The following is a 19,694-nucleotide window of genomic DNA, read 5'->3' on the forward strand; positions in this document are numbered from 1 at the left end:
CATGATCCCCGAAGCCTGGGCCGTGGAGCACGACTTCACCGGGTTGATCGCCACCGCCGGTTTCCTCACCGCCTTCGCGGTGCATTCCGTCGGCTGAGCTCCTACTTGGTCGCGTCCAGGCGCTTGCGTTCGGCGGCGACGTCGAAGTCGGCCTTCGGCCAGAGCGGGTCGATCTCCCGCAGGGTGTGCAGCAGCAGCTCCGCCACGCAGAGCCGCGCCCGCCATTTCTGATCCGCCGGGATCACATACCAGGGCGCATCCACCGTCGCGGTGCGTTCGATGGCCAGCTCGTAGGCGCGCTGGTATTCGGCGAAGAGCAGCCGGTCCTCGACATCGGCCGGGGAATACTTCCAGTGCTTGTCTTCGCGATCCAGCCGTTCGCTCAGCCGCGCGTACTGCTCCGCGGGGCCGATATGCAGCATCACCTTGTGCAGGTGGATTCCGCGTTCGTGCAGGGCGTGCTCGAAGTCGACGATCTTCGGGTAGCGCGCCTCGATCTGCTGAGTGCTGCTGAGCTTCTGCACCCGGTGGATCAGCACGTCCTCATAGTGCGAGCGGTCGAAGACGCCGATGATCCCGGGCCCGGGCAGCCGCTGCTGAACGCGCCACAAGAAATCGTGGGCCTGCTCTTCGTCGGTGGGTGCCTTGAACGCGTGGTGGTCCACGCCCTGCGGGTCGAACAGGCCCATCACGTGGCGCACGATCCCGCCCTTGCCCGCGGTGTCCATGCCCTGCAGCACCAGCAGCAGCGAGTCGCGCAGCTGACCGTGCAGCGCGGAGGCGAAAAGCCGCTCCTGCAGCTCGGTGAGCTCCGCGGCGATGGCCTCCAGCCGCTTGGCCGCCTTGCGCTTGCTGCGTGGGGCGTCCTTCGGCCACCAGTCGGGTTCGCCGGTGGCGCGCTGGGACAGGTCGACCTCGCCGACCACGCGAAGCCGGGCCAGCAGATTCTGTGGATATTCGCTCATCGCTTCAGCTTAGCGCCCAGGCCTAGGCCTAGGCCTAGGCCTAGGCCCGGGCGCGCCAATCCTCGAGGAAAGCCGAGATGCGGCCCACCGCGTCTTTCAGATCGCGCACCGCCGGCAGGGTGACCAGGCGGAAGTGGTCCGGGGCCGGCCAGTTGAACGCGGTGCCCTGGGTGATCAGGATCTTCTGCGCCTTGAGCAGCTCCAGGGCGAACTTCTCGTCGTCGTGCATCGGGTAGACCTCGGGGTCCAGCTTCGGGAACATGTACAGCGCGCCCTTGGCCTTCTGCACGCTCACCCCGGGGATGGCCTGGAGCAGGTCGTAGGCGGCGTCGCGCTGTTCGCGCAGCCGGCCGCCGGGCAGGATCAGGTCATCGATGGACTGGTAGCCGCCCAGCGCGGTCTGGATTGCGTGCTGCCCGGGCACATTGGCGCACAGGCGCATGTTGGTGAGCAGGTTGATGCCCTCTACGTAGTCCTTCGCCTGGTGCTTGGGCCCGGAGATGGCCATCCAGCCGGAGCGGAAGCCGCAGACCCGGTAGGCCTTGGACAGCCCGGAGAAGGTCAGCACCAGCACGTCGTCGGCCAGCGCCGCGGTGTTGATGTGCACCGCATCGTCGTAGAGGATCTTCTCGTAGATCTCATCGGAGAAGACGATCAGGTTGTGCTTGCGGGCCAGCTCCAGGATCCCCTCCAGGGTCTGCTTCGGGTAGACCGCGCCGGTGGGGTTGTTCGGATTGATGACCACGATGCCCTTGGTGCGATCGGTGATCTTCGCCTCCATATCCGCCAAATCCGGCAGCCAGCCCTCCTCCTCGGTGTTCAGGTAGTGCACCGGGGTGCCGCCGGCCAGCGAGACCGAGGCGGTCCACAACGGGTAGTCCGGCGCCGGGATCAGCACCTCGTCGCCGTTGTTCAGCAGCGCGTTCAGCGACAGCGTGATCAGCTCGGAGACCCCGTTGCCCAGGTAGACGTCGTCCACCCCGATGGTCTGGATACCGCGGGTCTGGTAGTACTGCGAGACGGCGGTGCGCGCCGAGAGGATGCCGCGGGAGTCCGAGTAGCCCTGCGCGTTGGGCAGGTTGCGGATCATGTCCACCAGCACCGCGTCGGGCGCCTCGAAGCCGAAGGGCGCCGGGTTGCCGATGTTCAGCTTCAGGATGCGGTGCCCCTCGGATTCCATCCGCTGGGCGTGCTCAAGCAGTGGCCCGCGAATGTCGTAGAGCACGTTGTGGAGCTTCGAGGATTGCTTGAATTCTGCCATGGGTACACTTTCTCATGATTGGGGCGGGGAGCGCGCCTTCTTGTCGGCGCATGAACACCCGCCTAGGTTAGTTGTTCAGCAGCTTGAACCGGGTGGCGGCGGTTTCCGGGTCCAGCGCGTCGGCCCCGGTGACCATCCGGTTGATGCCGATCAGCGCCTCCTGGTCCAGCTGCTCGCTGACCTGGTCCACGACGTTTTGCGCCGGCTCGTCGAGGTCCGCACCGGCCAGCGGCACCAGCGGCGCGTCCGCGAAGATCTCCGCGCTGCCCGGGACGATGTAGAAACCCTCATCGCCGATGATCGCATCGGCGGCCGAGAGCACCAGCACCCGATCGAGCGAGGCGCGCAGCTGTCCGGGCAGCTGCTCCGCGGCCACGGTCTTCACCTCGGGCTTGGCGCATCCGGCATCTTCCAGGGCTTCCACTAGCGGGTCGCTGGCCGGCTGGGCGCCGATGAAGCTCAGCTCCGGGCAGGCGGCGGCGAGGCTGGGCACCGAATCCACCGAGTGGTGCTTGGCCTCGGCGGCGCTCATCACCAGGACCGCGGAGCCATTGGTGCCGCTGGCGGCCAGGCTGCGCGCCGCGGTTCCGGCGGTGGCCGCCCGCAGCTCGGCTGCGGTGGACTCGGCGAGGGCCACGTCGGCGTTGCCGTCGAGCACCTGCTGGTAGGGATCCGTGCTCGGCTGGAGCTCGGTGACCTGGTAGCCGGCCGCACGCAGCGCCTCGGCATAGATCTTTCCCAGCGCGCGCTGGGTGGGGTCCGTCCCGGCGGACAGGGAGAGCTCGATCCCCTTGGATTCTTCGACCGGCTCCGGGGACTGGCTCGTGCAGGCGGACAGCGTCAGCGTCGCGGCGAGGGCCAGCGCGCCGGCGGTGGTGATTTTAGCTAAATTCATCTCCCCTGAATTCTAGGCCAGCGGGTCTTGCTTTTGCGCTAGCGCACGCCGGGCGAGGTCAAACGCAGGATGCTGTCCACTCGTTCGATCCGGTTCAGCCCCAGGATTTCCTCCCGGGTGAACCAGGCCGCTTCGCTGGTGGAGCCGTCCTGCTCGTGGCGCAATGCCCCGCCGAGCAGCCGCGCCCGGTAGGTCACCGCCACCGTCTGCATCGGGTGCCCATCCCCGGAGTAGCGCTTCGCGGCGGGGATGATGCCGGTACTGACATCGAGCAGGGAGAGCTGGCCCACGTGGTAGCCGGTCTCCTCGTAGACCTCGCGGACGACCCCGTCGGTGGCCTGTTCGCCCAGGTCCACCCCTCCCCCGGGCAAGGACCAGCGCGGGGTGAATCTGGCATCGCGATGACGCATGTCCCACAGCGTGAGCAGCACCTTGGACTCGTGCTCCACCAGGGCGTAGGCCGCCAGGCGGGTGTCGAAGGGTTCACCGGTGGTTTCGGAGCGTCGTGTCATAGGCTCCAATATATCGGCCGGGCGCCGCCGGCGGCGGGATCCGAGCCGAAGGCGAAGCAGAAAACTGCCAAACATTTCAACGAACGGCGGCGGGTATGGTGAAATATTCTTATGTCATCGCACGCAGAGTCTCCCTTCGGCACCGATCTGGACGAGATCGATCGAATCATCATCGACGAGCTGGTCAGCAATGCCCGCATCTCCAATGCGACGCTCGCGCAGCGCGCGGGCATCGCCCCGTCCACCGCCTTGCTGCGCACCCGCTCGCTGGTGGACCGCGGCATCCTCACCGGCTACCACGCGGAGGTTTCGCTGGCCGCGGTGGGGCGCACCGTGCAGGCGCTGATCTCGGTCAAGCTGCGCGCCCACGACCGGGAGAAGATCGACACCTTCCGCCAGCGCATCCCGCAATTGCCCGAGGTGCTCTCGATGTTCCACGTCTCCGGCGGCACCGACTACCTGCTGCATATCGCCGTCGGCTCCACCGAGGCGCTGCGCGACTGGGTGCTGGACAACCTGGCCACCGACGAATCGGTCGGGCACACCGAAACCACGCTCGTCTTCGACCACCAGCTGGGAAACCGCGGTCCGCTGCCCTTCGGCGAACTCTAGGCCCGCCGGAGCCAAAGCCTCTGGGCAAGACAGAAGGCCCGCATCCTTGTCGATGCGGGCCTTCCTCGTACGGTGTGCTAGGCGCGGCGGCGCTGCATGACGGCGTCCAGATTCAGTTTCGGCTTGGCCGCTGGCACCGGGGCTTCGACCGGCTTTTCCACCGGCGCCGGCGCTGGGGCTTCGGTTTTGGCCACGACGCTGGCGATCGAGGCGCGTTCCTCGGCGGAGACCTCGGCGGCCAGGCGCTTGGCGCCCTCGGCGGCCTTGAGGCTGATGTGCTTGGTGGGGCGCAGCGGCTCGGAGACCGGGATCGGCTCGGGACGCACCCGGGCGACGATTTCGCGCTGCGTCGCCTCGCGCACCTCCACGTAGGTCGGCTTAGGCACCTTGGTCGGCTCCCAGGTGGCCGGCTGCTTCACGCCGCCGTCCCCGCGGGCCACGCGCACCGCTTCGGCACGCAGTTCCTCGGCGGTGATTGCCGGGGCGCGGCGGGCGGAACCCGGGCGGGCGTCGAAAACCTCATCCTCGGCTGCCTTGCGGGAGATGACCTGGTTCGCCTCGTCGGCGAAGGCCGGGGTCTGCAGGGCCTGCTCGCGGGTGGCCTGCAGATGCGCCAGCAGCTTGCGGTTGCGATCACGCACCGCCAGGGCACGCAGCGTGGCCACCGAACCCAGGGCGATGGCGAAGAAGATGCCCACGGCGGAGAAGCTCAGCGCGGTGAAGGGCGCCAGCACGAGGCCGAGAAGCGTGGCGAGCACCGCCAACAGGCCGAGCACCGCCACCGCCAACCGCCCATAGCGCACACGGATCTTCAGTCCGCTCGCGGCAGACTGCGCTCGCGTTTCGCTCTGTGACGTGCCAGCCATGGGGGTCCTCCAACACCGTTTGAACGGTCAGATCAGGTGGAAGCCGAATAGTTAGCTTCCTCGGTCAACACTATGCAACGCCGGAGGCAACCACGGGCAATTTTCTCGGTGTGTCCGCAAGAATTCGCAAGTGATGGGCACTTCTGCGCCCGCAGCGGGGGTTCGGCCAACGGACGCACCGCTTTATTCGTAGATGCGTTCTAGCATGCTGCCGCGCAGCTCCTCGCGGTTTAGTGCAAATGTTCGATGATCGCGCCATTGCCCGTCGATATGCAAGAACCCCTTGCGCAGCCCCTCATCGCGGAAGCCCAGCTTATCCACCACGCGCAGGCTCGGGGTGTTCTCCGGGCGGATGTTGATCTCCACCCGGTGCAGCGCCAGCTGTTGGAAGCAGTGGTCGATCACCAGCGCGCAGGCCTCCGGGACCAACCCGTAGCCCGCATGGGCGCCGTCGATCCAATAGCCCAGCGAGGCGGAGCGCGCCGCCCCGTACTGGATGCCGCTGACCGAAATCTGCCCGATGATCGGCGGGTTCCCCCGGTGCAGCTGCGGCAGCGTCATAATCCAGGAGTACCCGGTGCCCTCGCGCGCCGCCGCCCGCTTGGCGACGAGCAGCTGCCGGAAGCTCATCGGCTCCGGCGGTCCCAAGGGGTTCGTCGGGTCCCAGGGCTTGAGCCAGCCCGCGTTCGCCGAGCGCAGGGCAAGCCATTGCTCCTGATCGCGCAGCAGCAGCTCGCGAAGCAGCAAACGCGAGGAGGACAACTCGGGCAACGCGGCTTTTCCGCGCAGAAAACTCAGCATGCACATATCGTATCCCCGCGGAGCTCACCTGCACTTTTATGACCCACGGTCCGGGTGGCGCGTAGAGTAAGACCATGAATGCAGCCACTTCCCCACCAGCGGGCGAGAGCAAGCAGGCCCGGCGCGCCGCCGTGCGGGCAGCCCGCCGGAAGATCTCCGCGAACAGCTCGGCGCTGCTGGCCGAACAGCTCGCCGCGCGCGTGCTCGATTACCTGGATTCTTCCACCGGAACCGTCACCCGGGTCGGGCTCTACCTGTCCATGCCCGATGAACCGGACACCTCGGTGCTGCTGCCCCGGCTGGTGCAGGCGGGCATCGAGGTGTACCTGCCGGTGTGCGAACCGGAATACCAGCTGCGCTGGGCGCATTGGACTCCCGAGGTGCAGCTGGTGGACAGCGCGCGGGCCCCGGTGCGCGAGCCGGTGGGCGAACGCCACGGCGCGCGGCTCTTCGACACGGTGCACACGCTGTTCATCCCCGCACTGCTGGTCGACGAGCAGGGTCTGCGCCTGGGCCAGGGCGGCGGCTACTACGACCGCTTCCTGCCGCAGGTCGCGGACAAGGCCACGCGGATCGCCGCACTGGTCTACGCGGACGAATACGTGCCCGCCGGACATTTCCCGGTCGACGCGCACGACCGCCCGGTGGACCTGGTGATCACCCCGGAGCTGGTGCACACCATCGACCCCTAGCCGGTTGCCCACAGTTCGCCGCCGGCCGCGCGGCGAGCGTGCCGGGCGGGGTTTTGCTGGGGGCATGAGCAATTTATCCCCACGCCGCACCCCGGTGATTCCGCGGCCCCGGATCCGTGCGGCGCGCAGCCGCAGCGAGCTGTTCCGCCGCTACCGCAAACCGCTGGCGCTGGCCTTCACCCTGCTGGCCTTGGCCGCGGCGCTGAACGTGCTGGCCACCGGGCAGCTGGCCCAGCGCCAGGTGGTGGTCGCGCTGGCGGATATCGCCGCCGGGCGCACGGTGAGCGCGCAGCAGATCGAGGTGCAAAGCGTTCCGCTGGCTCCCGATGACCGGCAGGTGATCACCGAGCCGGCCGCGGTGCTCGGCCAACGCCTGGCGGTGGCGGTCCCCGCGGGCACGGTGCTGCGCGAGCACCTGCTGGTCGGACCGAATCTGCTCACCGGTGCCGCCGCCGGGACCGTCGCGGTGCCCATCCGGCTCAGCGATCCGGCGACGGTGACCCTGATTAATCCGGGCCAACTGGTGGATATCGTCTTGACCACCGGGGACGGGTTCGAGCAGCAGATCAGTTCGCGCACCATCGCCCGCGCGGTGCCGGTGCTCTGGGTACCCGGCGGCGACAGCGGCGGCGAGCTGGGCATGTTCAGCGCCGCCGGCACGCCCGGCGAAGGGATCATCGTGGTCGCCGCCGCCAATGCCAGCTCCGATGAGCTGGCCGGGGCGGTCTCGCGCGGCAAGGTGTCCGCGGTGCTGGTGAACTAGCCCCAGTGCGGCGGCTTGTCCCGCTTCATCGCTTCGGCCAGGTCCTCGGCCGGCTCTCCCCACATCCGCGGGTCATCGTCCTTGGCGCGCAGCTCGGCCAGCGGGTTCTTTGGTTGCTCGGCGTTCTCGGTAGAACCGTCCCGGCTTGCGGCCAGCGCGCGATCCACCGATTCGCCGGCGGGCACCGGCGCATAGCTGCCGGTCAGTTCGGCCTTGACGCTCAGCTGCTGGGGAGGGGCGATAACGCGCGGACGCTTCACCCGGCCGGCGGGCTTGCCGCCCGCCGGCGGAGTGCGCCCTGCTTGCTTGCTCATTTACCGTCGGGCTTCGACTCCGCGCCTTCCGCGCGCGCCGGGATCGGCGCGGGGGTCGGCACCGCCTCCTCGGCGGGCTGCGCGGCCGCCGGTTTCGGCGCTGGCTGCTCCGCCGGTTTGGCCGCCGGCTTCTTCGCGGCCGGCGGGTCGGCGGTGACGGAGCTGGCGGAGACCGGCGGGGCCATCGGCACCCGGGTGCGCGGCCCGGTGTGCGTCGCCGCGGACGCGGCCGGACGCAGCTCCAGGCTCCGGGCCAGCCGGTCGGTGACCGAGGCCGGGTCGGTGAACACGTCGATGGTCCACAGCGGCACGTAGCGCCAGCCGTGGTTCTCGAAGAATTCCGGACGCAGCCGGCTGCGTTCGCGCACGGTCAGCCCGGCATAGTGCTCGGTGCCGTCGTAGACCACGGCCAGCGGGCGTACGCCGCCGGCGCCGTCCATATCCAGTGCGTGGGCCGAAAGATCGAGCACCCCGCGGTAGTCCTCGGACACGATCGCACCGCGTTCGCGCAGGCGCCGGGCCAGATCGGAGACGAGTGCGTCGAAACGCGGGCTGCGCATGGAGCTGACTCCGGAATCCCCGGCCTGCACGCGGCCGAAGAGCTCGAAGAACTGCCGCGCCCCGCGGTACACCCGGTCCAGATCCACATCGGCCGGCAGCAGCCCGGAGACCAGGGTCATCCGCTTGCGCGAACGGGTCATCGCGGACACGAACAGCTGCTCGCCGCCGGGGCGGGAGAGCGCACCGAATTCGTGCAGCGTCTTGCCGTGCGGGGTCCGCCCGAAGCCCCAGGCGAAGATGACCGCGTCGCGGCGCACCCCGATCAGCCGGTCCATGGTGGTCACCACGAAGGGTTCAACCTTGGAGCGCAGGGCGTTCATTGCGTATTTGTGGTTGGGCAGCTGCACGCGGATCGCCTCGGCGATGGCCGCGGCGTGGGCCCGGTTCGAGGCGATCACCGCGAGCGACTCGGTGGAGTGCGCGGCGAAGTGCGCGAAGACCAGGTCCACGACCTTGGCGACCTCCGCGGCGGTGGTCTGCACGCCCTCCTCGCTGCTGGACAGCGTCCCGGTGGCATCGGGCACGTACACCCCGGTGAGCAGCGGGCTGCTTCCGGTGATCGTCACGGCCACGGGCAGGCGCGAGATGGCCGAATCGTAGTAGGTGTTCGAGAGCTGCTCGACCAGCCCCTCGTCGATGCCGCGGTACACGGTGGACAGGGTGCCGGTGACCAGCACGCGGTTCAGTGCGGTGAGCGCGGAGAGCCCGGGCTTGCGTTCCTTCAGCCGCGCGGTGGGGTCCACCGACACCTCGAAGGTCTTCGGGCCGCCGAGCATCTCGTCGCCGATCGCGATGACCTGCTTGGAGCGGCGCACCGCATCGAGCACCTCGCGCAGCGTCAGGTAGTTGGCCTCCAGCAGGATCACCGCATCGAATTCGGTGTCTGCCGGCAGCGCGCTGCCCAGCAGCAGCGGAGCCGAAACGAACACCGGGGTCAGCGAGTTGACCAGCGCCGGACCGAAGTCGAGCAGGCCGGCGACGGTGGGCGTGCCGTCCTTCAGGATGCCGCGCAGCGCCTTGGAGGCGGCCCGGTGGTCGGCCAGCGAGGCCTTCCAATTGCGTGCCAGCGCCCAGCGGATCCGGGAGGGGCCCGAGGCGATATGCGCCCCGTCGGCCAGCCGGAAGTCCGCCTCGATCTTCTCCAGCTTCGCGCCGTCGTTCATCGCGAGGAAGTCGTCCCCGGAGATCATCGCCTCCAGCGCCGACTGCCACCAGGCGAGCTCGAGCTCGGCGTCCACCGCATCCGCGTCGATTTCCCGTTCGGCGAAGTCGGCCAGCAGATCCGACAGCCCGCCCTCGGAGAGCTGCTCGGCGATCAGCGTGCGTTCGGGCAGCTCGGCCAGGTCTTCCTTGCGGTCCACCAGCGCGGCGATGGTATCCAGCAGCGTGGCGATCGGCATTTCGCGCAGCCGCGCACCGAGCTGGGCCGGCAGCACCGCGGCGAGCTTGTCGATCCGCGCGCCGGCGTCATGGTATCCGGCCTCCACATCCAGCAGCCCGCCGGGAACCGCGGGGTTCCGCTGGCTGGTGGCGTAGATCCGCCAGGCGTCGCGCTGGACGGAGACCGCCTGCAGGGCCGCCTGCAGATCGGAGACATGCATGCCGGGGCGCACGTATTCCTTGGCGATCTTGCGCAGCCGGGAGCGGACGATGGACCCCATCTCCACCCCGTGCTCGCGGCGCCAGGCGCTGGAGGCGGTGGCGGCGATCAAATCGTCGATCTCGCCTTCGAAGATGTCCGCCTCGAACTTGTCCAGCGAACCGCGCACGGCGACCAGTAGCTGCAGCTGGTCCCCCCACTTGTCGTAGCTGTCCTCCAGGCGGATCTGCGACTGCGCGGCGATCTTCTGCATGTGCTCGTGCAGGATCGGCAGGTCCCGGCCCAGCCCGCCGGCCAGGGTGAGCGCCTGCTCGGTGGCCTCCTGGTTGCGCAGCGGCGCGCCGAACCAGGGGCTGGTGGTGTGCGATTTGGAGAAGGCGCCCAGCTGCGCGGCGCGCTTGAGCTGCGCGGCGACGTGGCCGCGCTGGCCCATGGAGTCGAGCACCGAGCGTTTGAGCCGCACGGTGGTGGACGGGGCCGGATCCAGCGAGGTGAGCCGGGCCAGCTCCTGCATCGCCTGGTAGGGCGAGCAGCCCCAGCGGCTGCGCACCGAATGCAGCGACTTGACGTGCTCGTGCAAGGAATTGCGGCTTGCGCGCAGCTTTTCCAGCAGGCTGCCCAGCTGCGGTTCGGTGGCGCGCTCGTTGCGCAGGATCGCGCGGATCAGCAGGTTGCGCAGCGCCTCGGGGTCCTCATTGGGTTCCAGCAGCAGGCTGCCGGCGTCGAGCTGCTCGTTGAAGCGGCGCACGAATTCCTCAGCGGCCGAACGCTGCTCGGCGACAACCAGCACGCGCTTGCCCTGGGCGGCGAGCAGGCCGGCGGCGTTCAGCGCGGTCTGCGTGGCCCCGGTGCCGGCGGCGGCGTTGATGCTCACCGATTCACCCGAGGAGATGTAGTCCAGCATGCGCGCCTGGGATTCGTCGGCGTCCAGCAGGTAGAGCTCTTCGGCCGGATCGCGTTCGTCGCTGTTCTTGGCCAGCACGCTGGTTCCGGTGTGCACCTTGCGGGTGGCGCCGCCCGGTGCCGGAGCACTTGGCTCGCCGGAGCGCCGGGTTTTGGAGGAGTCCTTGATCAGGCTGGCGACGCGGCGCAGCCGCGAGCCGGCCGGCTCTTCGGTTTTGCCTTCGGGTTCCGCCTCGGTTGGCGTCTCGGAGTCCGCGTCCGCCGAGGCCTTGGCTGGCGCGGTTGGCTCGGCTTCGGCGGGCTCGCCGGCGTTGTCCTCGGCGCGGATCAGCGCCTCGATCACCGGGTGCGAGCCGGTGAGCTTCGCCGGGTCCGCAGGGTCGATCAGATCGGAGAAGGTGGAGACCAGCAGGCGGTGGCCGATGACCACGCCGGGGACCTCGGAGAGCTGCTGGCGCAGTGCGTCCATGCCGCGGACCGGGTCGAAGCGGGCGATGGAGTAGGCCGCGGCGTCCACCGCGTCCACGTCGATGCGGGCTTCGTGGTCGGACTCGAATTGCCGCACGAAGGCCGGGGATATCTCCGCGCGGCCTACCAGCTGCACGTCGTAGTCGTCGTGGTCCAGGTGCTTGGTCAGGGTGATCCGGCCGAGCATGATCGGGGCGGATACCGGTTCGCTTTTGCCCTCGTGCACGGCACGCCAATTGGCGACACCGGCGGCTAGGTAGCCCACGTCGATGCCGCGCTCTTCCCAGAGCTCGGAGGTTTTGGCGCTCAGCGCCCGTGCGGTGCGCCGCGCGGCGGCAAACTGCTCCGCATCATGCAGCAAGGTGGACAGGCGGGTGCGCCGACCTGCAAGAAACTGGGCCAAACCCGATGGATTTGCGTGAGTGATGTCGATGCTGTTCGACATCGACGGCGCAAATCGCAAGGTGGTGTCGGCGCCGGCACTCTGGCCCAGGGATTTCACCCAGGTGGCGACGCGCTCGGCAGCAGCATTTTGGCCACTAGTCACGACAGTTATTCCCTTCACTGAACCGACCATCACGGCGCGCCACAATGACAGCGCGCCTCCTTCCTAACGTAGTGCACGCACCGGTGAGAACCGGGGCGCGAAACACGTTTTAAACCCGGCAAGCGGAACCGGACCTCACCGAAGGTCCCCTAGAGGGGCGCTGCAGGTGAGGCGGTTCCGCTTGGCGGCCACGGGCGGACCCGTGCCAGCTAGTGCTGTGGGATTACTCCCACTCGATGGTTCCCGGTGGCTTGGAGGTAACATCCAGTACCACGCGGTTGACCCCGTCCACCTCGTTGGTGATGCGGTTCGAGATCTTCGAGAGCAGGTCGTACGGCAGGCGCGACCAGTCTGCGGTCATCGCATCCTCGGAGGAGACCGGGCGCAGCACGATCGGGTGGCCGTAGGTGCGGTGATCGCCCTGGACACCCACCGAGCGCACGTCGGCTAGCAGGACGACCGGCATCTGCCAGACTTCCTCGTCCAGGCCGGCTGCGGTCAGCTCGGCGCGGGCGATGGCGTCGGCCTTGCGCAATAGCGTCAGGCGTTCCTCGTTGACCGAACCGATAATGCGGATGCCCAGTCCCGGGCCGGGGAACGGCTGGCGTCCCACGATTTCCTCGGGCAGGCCGAGCTCGCGGCCCACGGCGCGGACCTCGTCCTTGAACAGGGTGCGCAGCGGCTCGACAAGCTCGAAGTCCAGGTCCTCGGGCAGGCCGCCGACGTTGTGGTGGCTCTTGATGTTGGAGGCACCTTCGCCGCCGCCGGATTCGACGACGTCCGGGTACAGCGTGCCCTGGACGAGGAACTTGACCGGTTCGCCCTTGCCCGCTTCCTGCTTCAGGATCGCGATCTCCGCGGCCTCGAAGGCACGGATGAATTCGCGGCCGATGATCTTGCGCTTGGTCTCCGGGTCGGTGACCCCGTCCAGCGCGGTCAAGAAGCGTTCGCGTTCGTCGGCGATGTAGAGCTTCGCGCCGGTGGCGGCGACGAAGTCCTTCTCCACCTGTTCGGCTTCGCCTTCGCGCAGCAGACCGTGGTTGACGAAAACGCAGGTGAGGTTCTCGCCGATGGCGCGCTGCACGAGGGCTGCGGCCACGGCCGAGTCAACGCCGCCGGACAGGCCGCAGATGGCCTTACCGTCGCCGACCTGGGTGCGGATGTGCTCGATCTGCTCCTCGGCAATATTGCCGGCGGTCCAGTCGGCCTTCAGGCCCGCACCGTTGTAGAGGAAGTTCTCCAGGATGTCCTGGCCGAACTCGCAGTGCTTGACCTCTGGGTGCCACTGCACGCCGTAGAGGCGCTTGGCCTCGTTGGCGAAGGCGGCGACCGGGGCCCCTGCCGTGGTGGCGAGCACCTCGAAGCCTGCAGGTGCCTCGGAGACGGAGTCGCCGTGGCTCATCCACACGTTCGGTGCCTTTTCGGCACCGGCGAGCAGCGAACGGGCATCGCCGTTGAAAGTCGTTTGGGTCGAACCGTATTCGCGCAGGCCGGTCTCCGCGACGGTGCCGCCCAGAGCGTTTGCCATGGCCTGGAAGCCATAGCAAATGCCGAGGACCGGGATACCGGCTTCGAAGAGGTCTGCACCAACACTCGGCGCACCCTCGGCGTAAACGCTGGAGGGACCACCGGAGAGGATGATCGCTGCAGGGTTCTTGGCCAGGATGGCTTCGGTGGACAGGGTGTGCGGAACGATCTCCGAGTACACACGGGCCTCACGTACGCGGCGAGCGATGAGCTGCGCGTATTGGGCCCCGTAGTCGACGACCAGAACCGGCTTATGTTCTGGGGTGAGGGGAGCAGTAGTCACAAGCTCTAGTCTACGCGGTTCACCGGGCGCGAAATAGCGCATGACGTGTCATCAGCGTCACCCGGAGCATGAGGTGGTGCGGATGCATCGGGCGCGGAAAGCAAAAATCCCCGCCACGATGATGCGTGGCGGGGATGCTGCGGGGCCTAGTAGCGTTTGGCGGCCTTGGGGTGGGCAGCCAGCTCGGCGTCCACCTCGGCGTGCACCGTGCGTTCGGTGAAGAAGGAGAGCAACGGGATCACCCCGCCCAGGGCGATGGTGATGAAGCGGCTAAATGGCCAGCGCATCAGCGACCAGAGGCGGAAGTCGGCGAACAGGTAGACCACGTACATCCAGCCGTGCACGATCAGGATGCCCAGCGAGATGTTCACTCCCCCGCTGATTTCGGCGCGGTTGAGCATCGAAATGGTGTTGGCGGTGCCGCCCAGCAATTCGCCGCCGACAAACAGCTCCAGCTGCCAGAAGTACTTGAAGATCATTTCCGCCACCAGCAGCAGCAGCATCACGCCGGTGGCGTAGGCGAACACCTTGTAGAAGATGGCGGCCGAGCGGATCTGGGCCGGGGTGCCACCGAATTTGCGGGGGCGGGCGGCGGGAGTGGTGCTGGACATCTGCAAGGAGTCCTTTCCGAAGGTGGGAGGTGGGGGCTAGTTCTCTAGGTGCTTCTCGCGGGCGGCACTCTGCGCGGCGGCTTCGGCGATATCGTCCATGCCGCGCTGGTAGTCATCGCGCACCAGCCGGTACCAGAGGAAGAAGGCGAAGCCGGCGAAGACGACCCATTCGATGCCGTAGAAGACGTTCAGCCAGTTGATCTGCGGCTCCTGGGGCTGCGGACCGACGTAGATCGCGTCGATGCCCGGCTGGGCGGCCGGCTGGCCGTCGACGCTCAGTGCATGTGCGGTGACGAACCCGGAGTACAGGTCCTGGTCCCAGATGTTGGCCAGCTGCGCGGTGGACAGGGTGGCCAGCGCCGGGTTGCGCACATCGTGGTTCAGCTCCGGGCCTTCGGGCGGCAGCAGGCGCCCGGTGATCTCCACCGTGCCCTCGGGGGCCGCGGACGGGGTGCCGGTTTCCGGCTGCCAGCCGCGGACCACGGCCATCGCCTCGCCGTCCGGTGCGCCGTCTACGGCGAAGGCCGCTACCACCCAGCTGCCAAGGCGGTCATCGTCCACGCGGCCCTCGACCAGCACGTCGGTGCCGGGCAGGAATTCGCCGGAGAGGGTGACGATCTGATCCGATTTGGTGCCTAGCATCTCCACACCCGGGGTGTAGTGCTCGGTCAGCGGGACCGGGACCTCGGTTTCGTCGATTTTGACGGCCGGTTCGGTGGAGGAGGCCCCGAATTGCCAGCCCGAGAGGGCCACAAATCCGGTGGCCACGAGCAGCGCACCGAGCAATGCGGCGATCCATTTGGGTTTGAGAGCGGTTTTCAGCACACTCCAACGGTACTTCGATTGCTTGTAGAAGTTCCACTGGGCACGGGGTGAGATTGGCCTAACCCGATAGCTTGCGCACTTTGGGAACCATCCGGCATCCCCGTTCGTTGAAGGCGCGTTAAACGCCGCAGTCCCGCCGCACCGGGGATCGGCGTGACGGGACTGCGGTGAAGTGATTTAGAAGCGGTCGGACTCATACGGCGAGAGGACCACGTCGACGCGCTGGAATTCCTTGAGCGTCGAGTAGCCGGTGGTGGCCATCGAGCGGCGCAGCGCACCGACCAGGTTGGAGGTGCCGTTGGTCTCGTGGGACGGGCCGAAGAGCACGTTCTCCAGGCTGCCGACGGTGCCGATCTGCGCGCGGTCGCCACGCGGGCTGGCCTCGTGCACGGCCTCCATGCCCCAGTGGAATCCTGCCCCGGGAGCTTCTTCGGCACGCGCCAGGGCGGTACCGAGCATCACCGCGTCGGCGCCCATGGCGACCGCCTTGACGATGTCACCGGAGTTGCCCAGGCCGCCGTCGGCGATCACGTGCACGTAGCGTCCGCCGGTCTCTTCGATGTAGTCGCGGCGGGCCGCTGCCACATCGGCGATGGCGGTGGCCATCGGGGCGTGGATGCCCAAGGTGCGCCGGGTGGTCGAGGAGGCGCCGCCGCCGAAGCCGACCAGCACGCCGGCCGCGCCGGTACGCATCAGGTGCATGGCCGGGGTGTAGCCAGCCGCGCCGCCGACGATGACCGGGACGTCGAGCTCGTAGATGAACTGCTTGAGGTTCAGGGGTTCGGTGGTCTGCGAGACGTGCTCGGCAGAGACCGTGGTGCCGCGGATGACGAAGATGTCCACGCCGGCATCGAGCACGGTCTTGTAGTGCTCTTGGGTGCGCTGCGGGGTCAGCGAGCCCGCCACGACCACGCCGGCCTCGCGGATCTCGGAGATGCGCGAGCTGATCAGCTCGGGCTGGATCGGTGCCGCGTAGAGCTCCTGGAGCTTCGCGGTGATCTTCGAATCGTTGCGGACCGATGCCTCGGACTTCAGTCCCGCGATTTCGGCGAGCACCGATTCGGGGTGTTCGTACCGCGTCCACAACCCTTCGAGGTTCAGCACGCCCAGACCGCCGAGCTTGCCCAACGCGATGGCGGTGGCCGGGGAGGTCACCGAATCCATCGGTGCGCCCAGGATGGGGGTGTCGAACTGGAAGGCGTCGATCTGCCAGGACACCGAAACGTCCTTGGGATCACGGGTGCGGCGATTCGGTACGATCGCTACGTCGTCCAGGGAATATGCCTTCGTGGCCCGCTTGCCACGGCCGATCTCAATCTCGTTACTCACCAGACAAGGTTACCAAGTTCCGCGCAGATTCCCGCTTTATCTCACGCGGCACGCCCCGCACCAATACAGGTACGGGGCGTGATTCCGGGAAAAATCGGTGAGCAAGCTCACCGCGATCCGCCTTAGCCGGCCGGATTCAGCGTGGCCAGAGTGCCCGCCAGGGCGGTGGCGGCGCGTTCCTCGGCCTGCGCGATGCGCTCCATCTGATCGGCCATGCGCTCGAAGAGCTCGCTGCGGACTTCGGGATCCACGTCCGGATCGATCATTTCGCTCAGGTCGATCCAGTCGGCGCTGAGCTGCGCGTAATCCGCGGCGTGTTCTGCCAGCGGTTCCAAGCCGGGTAGTTCCGCGCATTCGTCGAGGAAGTCCGCGTAGAGCCCGCGCAGGCCGCCGAAGCCGCCGAAGCGGGTGTCGGTCATGAAGCCGTGCAGCTGGGCCAGCCCCGCGCTCAAGCGCTGCGGATCGGCGAAGATCTGCGTCCAGCCCTTCTTGGTGCTGGTGTCGCGCAGCCGTTCGGCCCAGGTGTGCATGCCGGCGATGCCGAAGCGGTTGGCGAAATGCACCGGGATCCCCTTCAGCTCGGCGGTGCCCAGCAGCCGGCCGTTGGTTTCGGTGATCGCCTCGAGCACATTCGCGGTGAGCGTTTCAAGCTTGGGCGAACGGCGCGAAGGAATCCACGCCTGCCAATGCTTTTCCTTCTTGCGCTTGGCGCGGGCGGCGGCCAGATCGCTCGGGCTGATCGGCATCAGCGAGCCCGATCCGTCGTCGACGAGCAGGTCATCCTCGTGTTCGCCGACGATGGCCAGGTCGATGGTTTCGGCCTCATCGACCTCGCTGGATTCGATCCAGGGCAGGGCACCGACTGCCACGCGCACGACTACCGCACGTCCGGCGTCCAGCGCGTGGTCCAGGTATTCGGCGGCGCGCTGCGCCGAACCGGTGGTGCGTTCGTTGACCTTCGCCCCGCTGCGGGTGAGCAGGTTCTGCGTGTACGGCTCGGGGTGTGCGCGGGTGACGATGGTTGCGGTGGTCACCTCTTCGTACTCGAAGGTGAAGACCATGAAGCCGATGCCTCCGGCCAGACCGGCCAGCAGGGCCTCGCTCATCGGTTCGCCGGTGGCGGGATTGGTCACTCCGGCCTGGGTGAGCACCCGATGCCAGAGGCCCGCGTCGTACTGCACAACGTCGGTCGGAGCCGGGTATTCGGGAAGCTCCTCCGCCGGTGACGGTGACGGGGCTGGCGCAGGGGCCGGCTTGGGCTTCTTGCCGGTTTTCTCTGCCGCCCTGGCATCCCGTGCTTCCTTGGCGTAGTTCCGGGCGGCCGCGGCGCGCACGGCCTTGGGGCCTTCGGGTTTGTCTGTCAGGATGTTCTTGCGCGCGGTCGTATAGCTCTCCCCGGTACGTTCCATGCGTTCGCGGGCGAGCTTCTTCAGATTCGCGGGTTGTGCCAAGATAATGTCCTTCGTTCACGGATACGCGCAGGCGGGTAGCTCCCGCGCACCGGTGGGTGCCGCCGTGCCTTCATTCTACGTGGGCACGGCTGCCGCTTTCATCCACTGGACGCGCAGGCCTTGGCGTTCCCCCTTGGCTCCCTGCGGTGGCGTGCCCCGCGCGGTGGACGGAGTTCTCCCGCTAACCGGTGGCTAGTCCCAATACGTATTACGCCGCGGCTGCTGCTCCGGATCAACATGCTTCGGCAAAATCACATGCGGCAACCCATCCACCAGCACCACCTGGATCCGCCCCGCATCGGCATCCATATGCGCACCACGGCACAAAGCCCCCAGATTGCCCAGCTTCGTCTGCCCGCCCAGCCACCACGGATCAATATGGTGGAACTCCACCTTCTCCGGCGGCTCGGTGCAGCCGGGCACAATGCACCCGCCATCGCGGGCCAGCACCGCCCGCTTGAGCTTCTCCGGCACGATGCGTTGGGCCCGGCCATAATCGAGCAGTTCGCTCTTCGAGTTGAACACCGCCGGAATGATCTCGGCCTGGCACAAGAGCCGTCTCAGCTCGCCGGGCGGCAGATGCACCCCGTGCGCGGTGCGCGCATCCCCGGCAGCCAGGTCTTGGAGGTTTTCGAGCTTCAGATGCACGATCACCTCCGGCCGGATCCGCCGCCCGCCTCCACCAGTGGTGGTGAGGATGTCCAGCAGTGCGTTCAATGCCCGTTCGGGTACGGTCGCGATGGTTTCGGTCTCTTCGGGGTCCCAGCGTGCTTCGTTGCCCACGCCTTCGGGAAGGAAATCCGGGAGACCAGAACCGGAGGTGCTTGATTCGGTGGTGGATTCCGGTGCGGGAACGTCAGACGCAGCGTCTTCAGCCTCGTCGGTGCCGTTCTGTGCGCTGCCGGTCGACTCGGTGGCGCCGGATGCTTCTGCTTCGTCGTGGGACGGTGCAGGGTCCCCGGGGTTCGTGCGCACCGCCTGCCCCACCCGGGTGCGCGGATTATTGGCCTGCGCGATCAACGAATCGAGCACCTCGCCCTCCAGCGTGCTCACCCGCAAAAGGAACTCCCGGCTGAGCGCATTGCGCACCGGCAACGCATGCAACCCGCGCCGAAGCGAGGCCTTTGTGGCGGTGCCCGGCGTGGTGGCGGCGTTGTTGATCAGCTGCGTCACGTGCTTCTCGGCTTCTTTCACGCTCTGCGCCCCGCGCAGCACCTCGGCGGCGTGTTCTTCCACCGCCCGCCCGTCCGTGTGCAGGAGTGTCGGCTCGGTGCCGGTGCCTTCGAAGGTCAGGTCTTTCGGTTCGCGTTTGGCCAGCTTGCGGCTGGTCTCCTGCACGAGGGCCGGGTGCAGCACCGGGGTGCGGGCGGGGTCCGGGGCGGTGAACAGCTCCGAGAGATGGGTGAAGCGCGGCGGGAGCAGGTTTCCTGCCGGGTCCCGGCGGCCAATGAGGTCGCTCGCGTCCTGGACGAGGCCGGCCGCTTCGGCATAGGGCAGGTGGAGCCAGGACGCTAAGAGGGCGGCGGGGTCCAGGAAGCTGGCCCGCCCGGCGCAGCGGCGCGCTTCCCGGGTGGTGTCGGCTCCGGCGGTGCGCAGCGCGTCGAGTTCGTCCGTGTGGAGGGTGTGGGCGTTGGTGGCCGCGATGCGGTCCGCGGCGGCCACGCGCATCCGGGCGGCTTCATCGGCCAGTGCTTGTCCGGCGGTGGCCAGTTCCAGGGCCAGGCGCGGGTCCTCGGTGCCGGCCAGGTGTTCGCGCAGGGTGGCGAGCAGCTGCGTCGTGCCGGTGAATAGGGCCCGCAGGTCGGTGCCCGCCAGGCTCGGGGACAAGCCCGGGCCGGTGAGCTCGGTGAGCTTCCGGTCCAGCTGGCTGAGGGTGTCCCCGAGGGCGGTGGTGTTCATGGGTTCGAG

Annotated in this window: 17 protein-coding genes; 3 read left to right on the forward strand and 14 right to left on the reverse strand. The window is 68.0% G+C overall.

What is annotated here, in order from left to right; all coding sequences use genetic code 11:
* Positions 1-101: 101 nt before the first annotated feature.
* The 4 genes from ACT3UA_RS15720 to ACT3UA_RS15735 all read right to left on the reverse strand — a co-directional run bounded on the left by ACT3UA_RS15720 (position 102) and on the right by ACT3UA_RS15735 (position 3,633).
* A complete protein-coding gene (locus ACT3UA_RS15720) occupies positions 102-965 on the reverse strand; it encodes a PPK2 family polyphosphate kinase (protein ID WP_105553077.1) in 864 nt (287 codons plus the stop codon).
* Positions 966-1,005: 40 nt separating this feature from the next.
* Positions 1,006-2,226: a pyridoxal phosphate-dependent aminotransferase gene (locus tag ACT3UA_RS15725; protein WP_444617277.1), complete on the reverse strand. Its 1,221-nt coding sequence runs from the start codon at positions 2,224-2,226 to the stop codon at positions 1,006-1,008.
* A 67-nt stretch (positions 2,227-2,293) separates the two neighbouring features.
* A complete protein-coding gene (locus ACT3UA_RS15730; protein ID WP_444617279.1) occupies positions 2,294-3,121 on the reverse strand; it encodes a glycine betaine ABC transporter substrate-binding protein in 828 nt (275 codons plus the stop codon).
* Between the two features lie 38 nt (positions 3,122-3,159).
* On the reverse strand, positions 3,160-3,633 hold the full coding sequence (locus tag ACT3UA_RS15735; protein ID WP_444617281.1) for an NUDIX hydrolase: 474 nt from the start codon (positions 3,631-3,633) through the stop codon (positions 3,160-3,162).
* A gap of 111 nt (positions 3,634-3,744) precedes the next feature.
* Between ACT3UA_RS15735 and ACT3UA_RS15740 the strand changes: the two genes are divergently transcribed.
* The gene (locus ACT3UA_RS15740) at positions 3,745-4,245 is read left to right on the forward strand and encodes an Lrp/AsnC family transcriptional regulator (RefSeq protein WP_096283038.1); all 501 of its coding nucleotides are present in this window, start codon (positions 3,745-3,747) and stop codon (positions 4,243-4,245) included.
* Positions 4,246-4,322: 77 nt separating this feature from the next.
* Here the strand turns inward: ACT3UA_RS15740 and ACT3UA_RS15745 are convergent, their stop codons facing one another.
* Complete coding sequence (locus ACT3UA_RS15745) at positions 4,323-5,111, reverse strand: hypothetical protein (RefSeq protein ID WP_096283037.1); 789 nt, start codon at positions 5,109-5,111, stop codon at positions 4,323-4,325.
* A gap of 183 nt (positions 5,112-5,294) precedes the next feature.
* Positions 5,295-5,912 (reverse strand): GNAT family N-acetyltransferase, encoded by a 618-nt coding sequence (locus ACT3UA_RS15750; RefSeq protein WP_096283052.1) that lies wholly within the window; start codon positions 5,910-5,912, stop codon positions 5,295-5,297.
* 74 nt (positions 5,913-5,986) lie between these two features.
* Between ACT3UA_RS15750 and ACT3UA_RS15755 the strand changes: the two genes are divergently transcribed.
* The gene (locus ACT3UA_RS15755) at positions 5,987-6,604 is read left to right on the forward strand and encodes a 5-formyltetrahydrofolate cyclo-ligase (protein ID WP_096283036.1); all 618 of its coding nucleotides are present in this window, start codon (positions 5,987-5,989) and stop codon (positions 6,602-6,604) included.
* Positions 6,605-6,668: 64 nt separating this feature from the next.
* Positions 6,669-7,367 (forward strand): RcpC/CpaB family pilus assembly protein, encoded by a 699-nt coding sequence (locus ACT3UA_RS15760; RefSeq protein WP_096283035.1) that lies wholly within the window; start codon positions 6,669-6,671, stop codon positions 7,365-7,367.
* On the opposite strand, the gene ACT3UA_RS15765 is transcribed toward ACT3UA_RS15760, so the two are convergent.
* The 8 genes from ACT3UA_RS15765 to ACT3UA_RS15800 form a co-directional block, all read right to left on the reverse strand.
* Complete coding sequence (locus tag ACT3UA_RS15765) at positions 7,364-7,681, reverse strand: hypothetical protein (protein ID WP_096283034.1); 318 nt, start codon at positions 7,679-7,681, stop codon at positions 7,364-7,366. The genes ACT3UA_RS15760 and ACT3UA_RS15765 overlap by 4 nt on opposite strands.
* Positions 7,678-11,760 (reverse strand): DNA helicase, encoded by a 4,083-nt coding sequence (locus ACT3UA_RS15770; protein ID WP_255248306.1) that lies wholly within the window; start codon positions 11,758-11,760, stop codon positions 7,678-7,680. Before ACT3UA_RS15770 ends, ACT3UA_RS15765 begins: the two co-directional genes overlap by 4 nt.
* Before the next feature lie 223 nt (positions 11,761-11,983).
* The gene (gene guaA / locus ACT3UA_RS15775) at positions 11,984-13,570 is read right to left on the reverse strand and encodes a glutamine-hydrolyzing GMP synthase (protein ID WP_096283032.1); all 1,587 of its coding nucleotides are present in this window, start codon (positions 13,568-13,570) and stop codon (positions 11,984-11,986) included.
* Between the two features lie 146 nt (positions 13,571-13,716).
* Positions 13,717-14,181, reverse strand: coding sequence for a DUF3817 domain-containing protein (locus ACT3UA_RS15780; RefSeq protein WP_096283031.1), 465 nt, complete (start codon positions 14,179-14,181; stop codon positions 13,717-13,719).
* Positions 14,182-14,217: 36 nt separating this feature from the next.
* Positions 14,218-15,006, reverse strand: coding sequence for an SURF1 family protein (locus ACT3UA_RS15785; RefSeq protein ID WP_096283030.1), 789 nt, complete (start codon positions 15,004-15,006; stop codon positions 14,218-14,220).
* A 177-nt stretch (positions 15,007-15,183) separates the two neighbouring features.
* On the reverse strand, positions 15,184-16,335 hold the full coding sequence (locus ACT3UA_RS15790) for a GuaB3 family IMP dehydrogenase-related protein (RefSeq protein ID WP_096283029.1): 1,152 nt from the start codon (positions 16,333-16,335) through the stop codon (positions 15,184-15,186).
* Positions 16,336-16,457: 122 nt separating this feature from the next.
* A complete protein-coding gene (locus tag ACT3UA_RS15795) occupies positions 16,458-17,786 on the reverse strand; it encodes a DUF4872 domain-containing protein (protein ID WP_096283028.1) in 1,329 nt (442 codons plus the stop codon).
* Between the two features lie 192 nt (positions 17,787-17,978).
* Positions 17,979-19,685 carry an HNH endonuclease signature motif containing protein gene (locus ACT3UA_RS15800; protein ID WP_096283027.1) on the reverse strand — a complete coding sequence of 569 codons (1,707 nt, stop codon included), beginning with the start codon at positions 19,683-19,685 and terminating at the stop codon, positions 17,979-17,981.
* Between the last annotated feature and the right edge of the window lie 9 nt (positions 19,686-19,694).

This window comes from Glutamicibacter sp. 363, from assembly GCF_052379505.1.
Lineage (GTDB): Bacteria > Actinomycetota > Actinomycetes > Actinomycetales > Micrococcaceae > Glutamicibacter.

What these genes read in the sequence shown, in the direction of transcription:
- ACT3UA_RS15730 (WP_444617279.1), bottom strand. Translation starts at nt 3,121, where the DNA reads ATGAATTTAGCTAAAATCACCACCGCCGGCGCGCTGGCCCTCGCCGCG.
- ACT3UA_RS15760 (WP_096283035.1), top strand. Translation starts at nt 6,669, where the DNA reads ATGAGCAATTTATCCCCACGCCGCACCCCGGTGATTCCGCGGCCCCGG.
- ACT3UA_RS15755 (WP_096283036.1), top strand. Translation starts at nt 5,987, where the DNA reads ATGAATGCAGCCACTTCCCCACCAGCGGGCGAGAGCAAGCAGGCCCGG.
- ACT3UA_RS15720 (WP_105553077.1), bottom strand. Translation starts at nt 965, where the DNA reads ATGAGCGAATATCCACAGAATCTGCTGGCCCGGCTTCGCGTGGTCGGC.
- ACT3UA_RS15745 (WP_096283037.1), bottom strand. Translation starts at nt 5,111, where the DNA reads ATGGCTGGCACGTCACAGAGCGAAACGCGAGCGCAGTCTGCCGCGAGC.
- ACT3UA_RS15800 (WP_096283027.1), bottom strand. Translation starts at nt 19,685, where the DNA reads ATGAACACCACCGCCCTCGGGGACACCCTCAGCCAGCTGGACCGGAAG.
- ACT3UA_RS15780 (WP_096283031.1), bottom strand. Translation starts at nt 14,181, where the DNA reads ATGTCCAGCACCACTCCCGCCGCCCGCCCCCGCAAATTCGGTGGCACC.
- ACT3UA_RS15725 (WP_444617277.1), bottom strand. Translation starts at nt 2,226, where the DNA reads ATGGCAGAATTCAAGCAATCCTCGAAGCTCCACAACGTGCTCTACGAC.
- ACT3UA_RS15740 (WP_096283038.1), top strand. Translation starts at nt 3,745, where the DNA reads ATGTCATCGCACGCAGAGTCTCCCTTCGGCACCGATCTGGACGAGATC.
- ACT3UA_RS15765 (WP_096283034.1), bottom strand. Translation starts at nt 7,681, where the DNA reads ATGAGCAAGCAAGCAGGGCGCACTCCGCCGGCGGGCGGCAAGCCCGCC.
- ACT3UA_RS15735 (WP_444617281.1), bottom strand. Translation starts at nt 3,633, where the DNA reads ATGACACGACGCTCCGAAACCACCGGTGAACCCTTCGACACCCGCCTG.
- ACT3UA_RS15750 (WP_096283052.1), bottom strand. Translation starts at nt 5,912, where the DNA reads ATGCTGAGTTTTCTGCGCGGAAAAGCCGCGTTGCCCGAGTTGTCCTCC.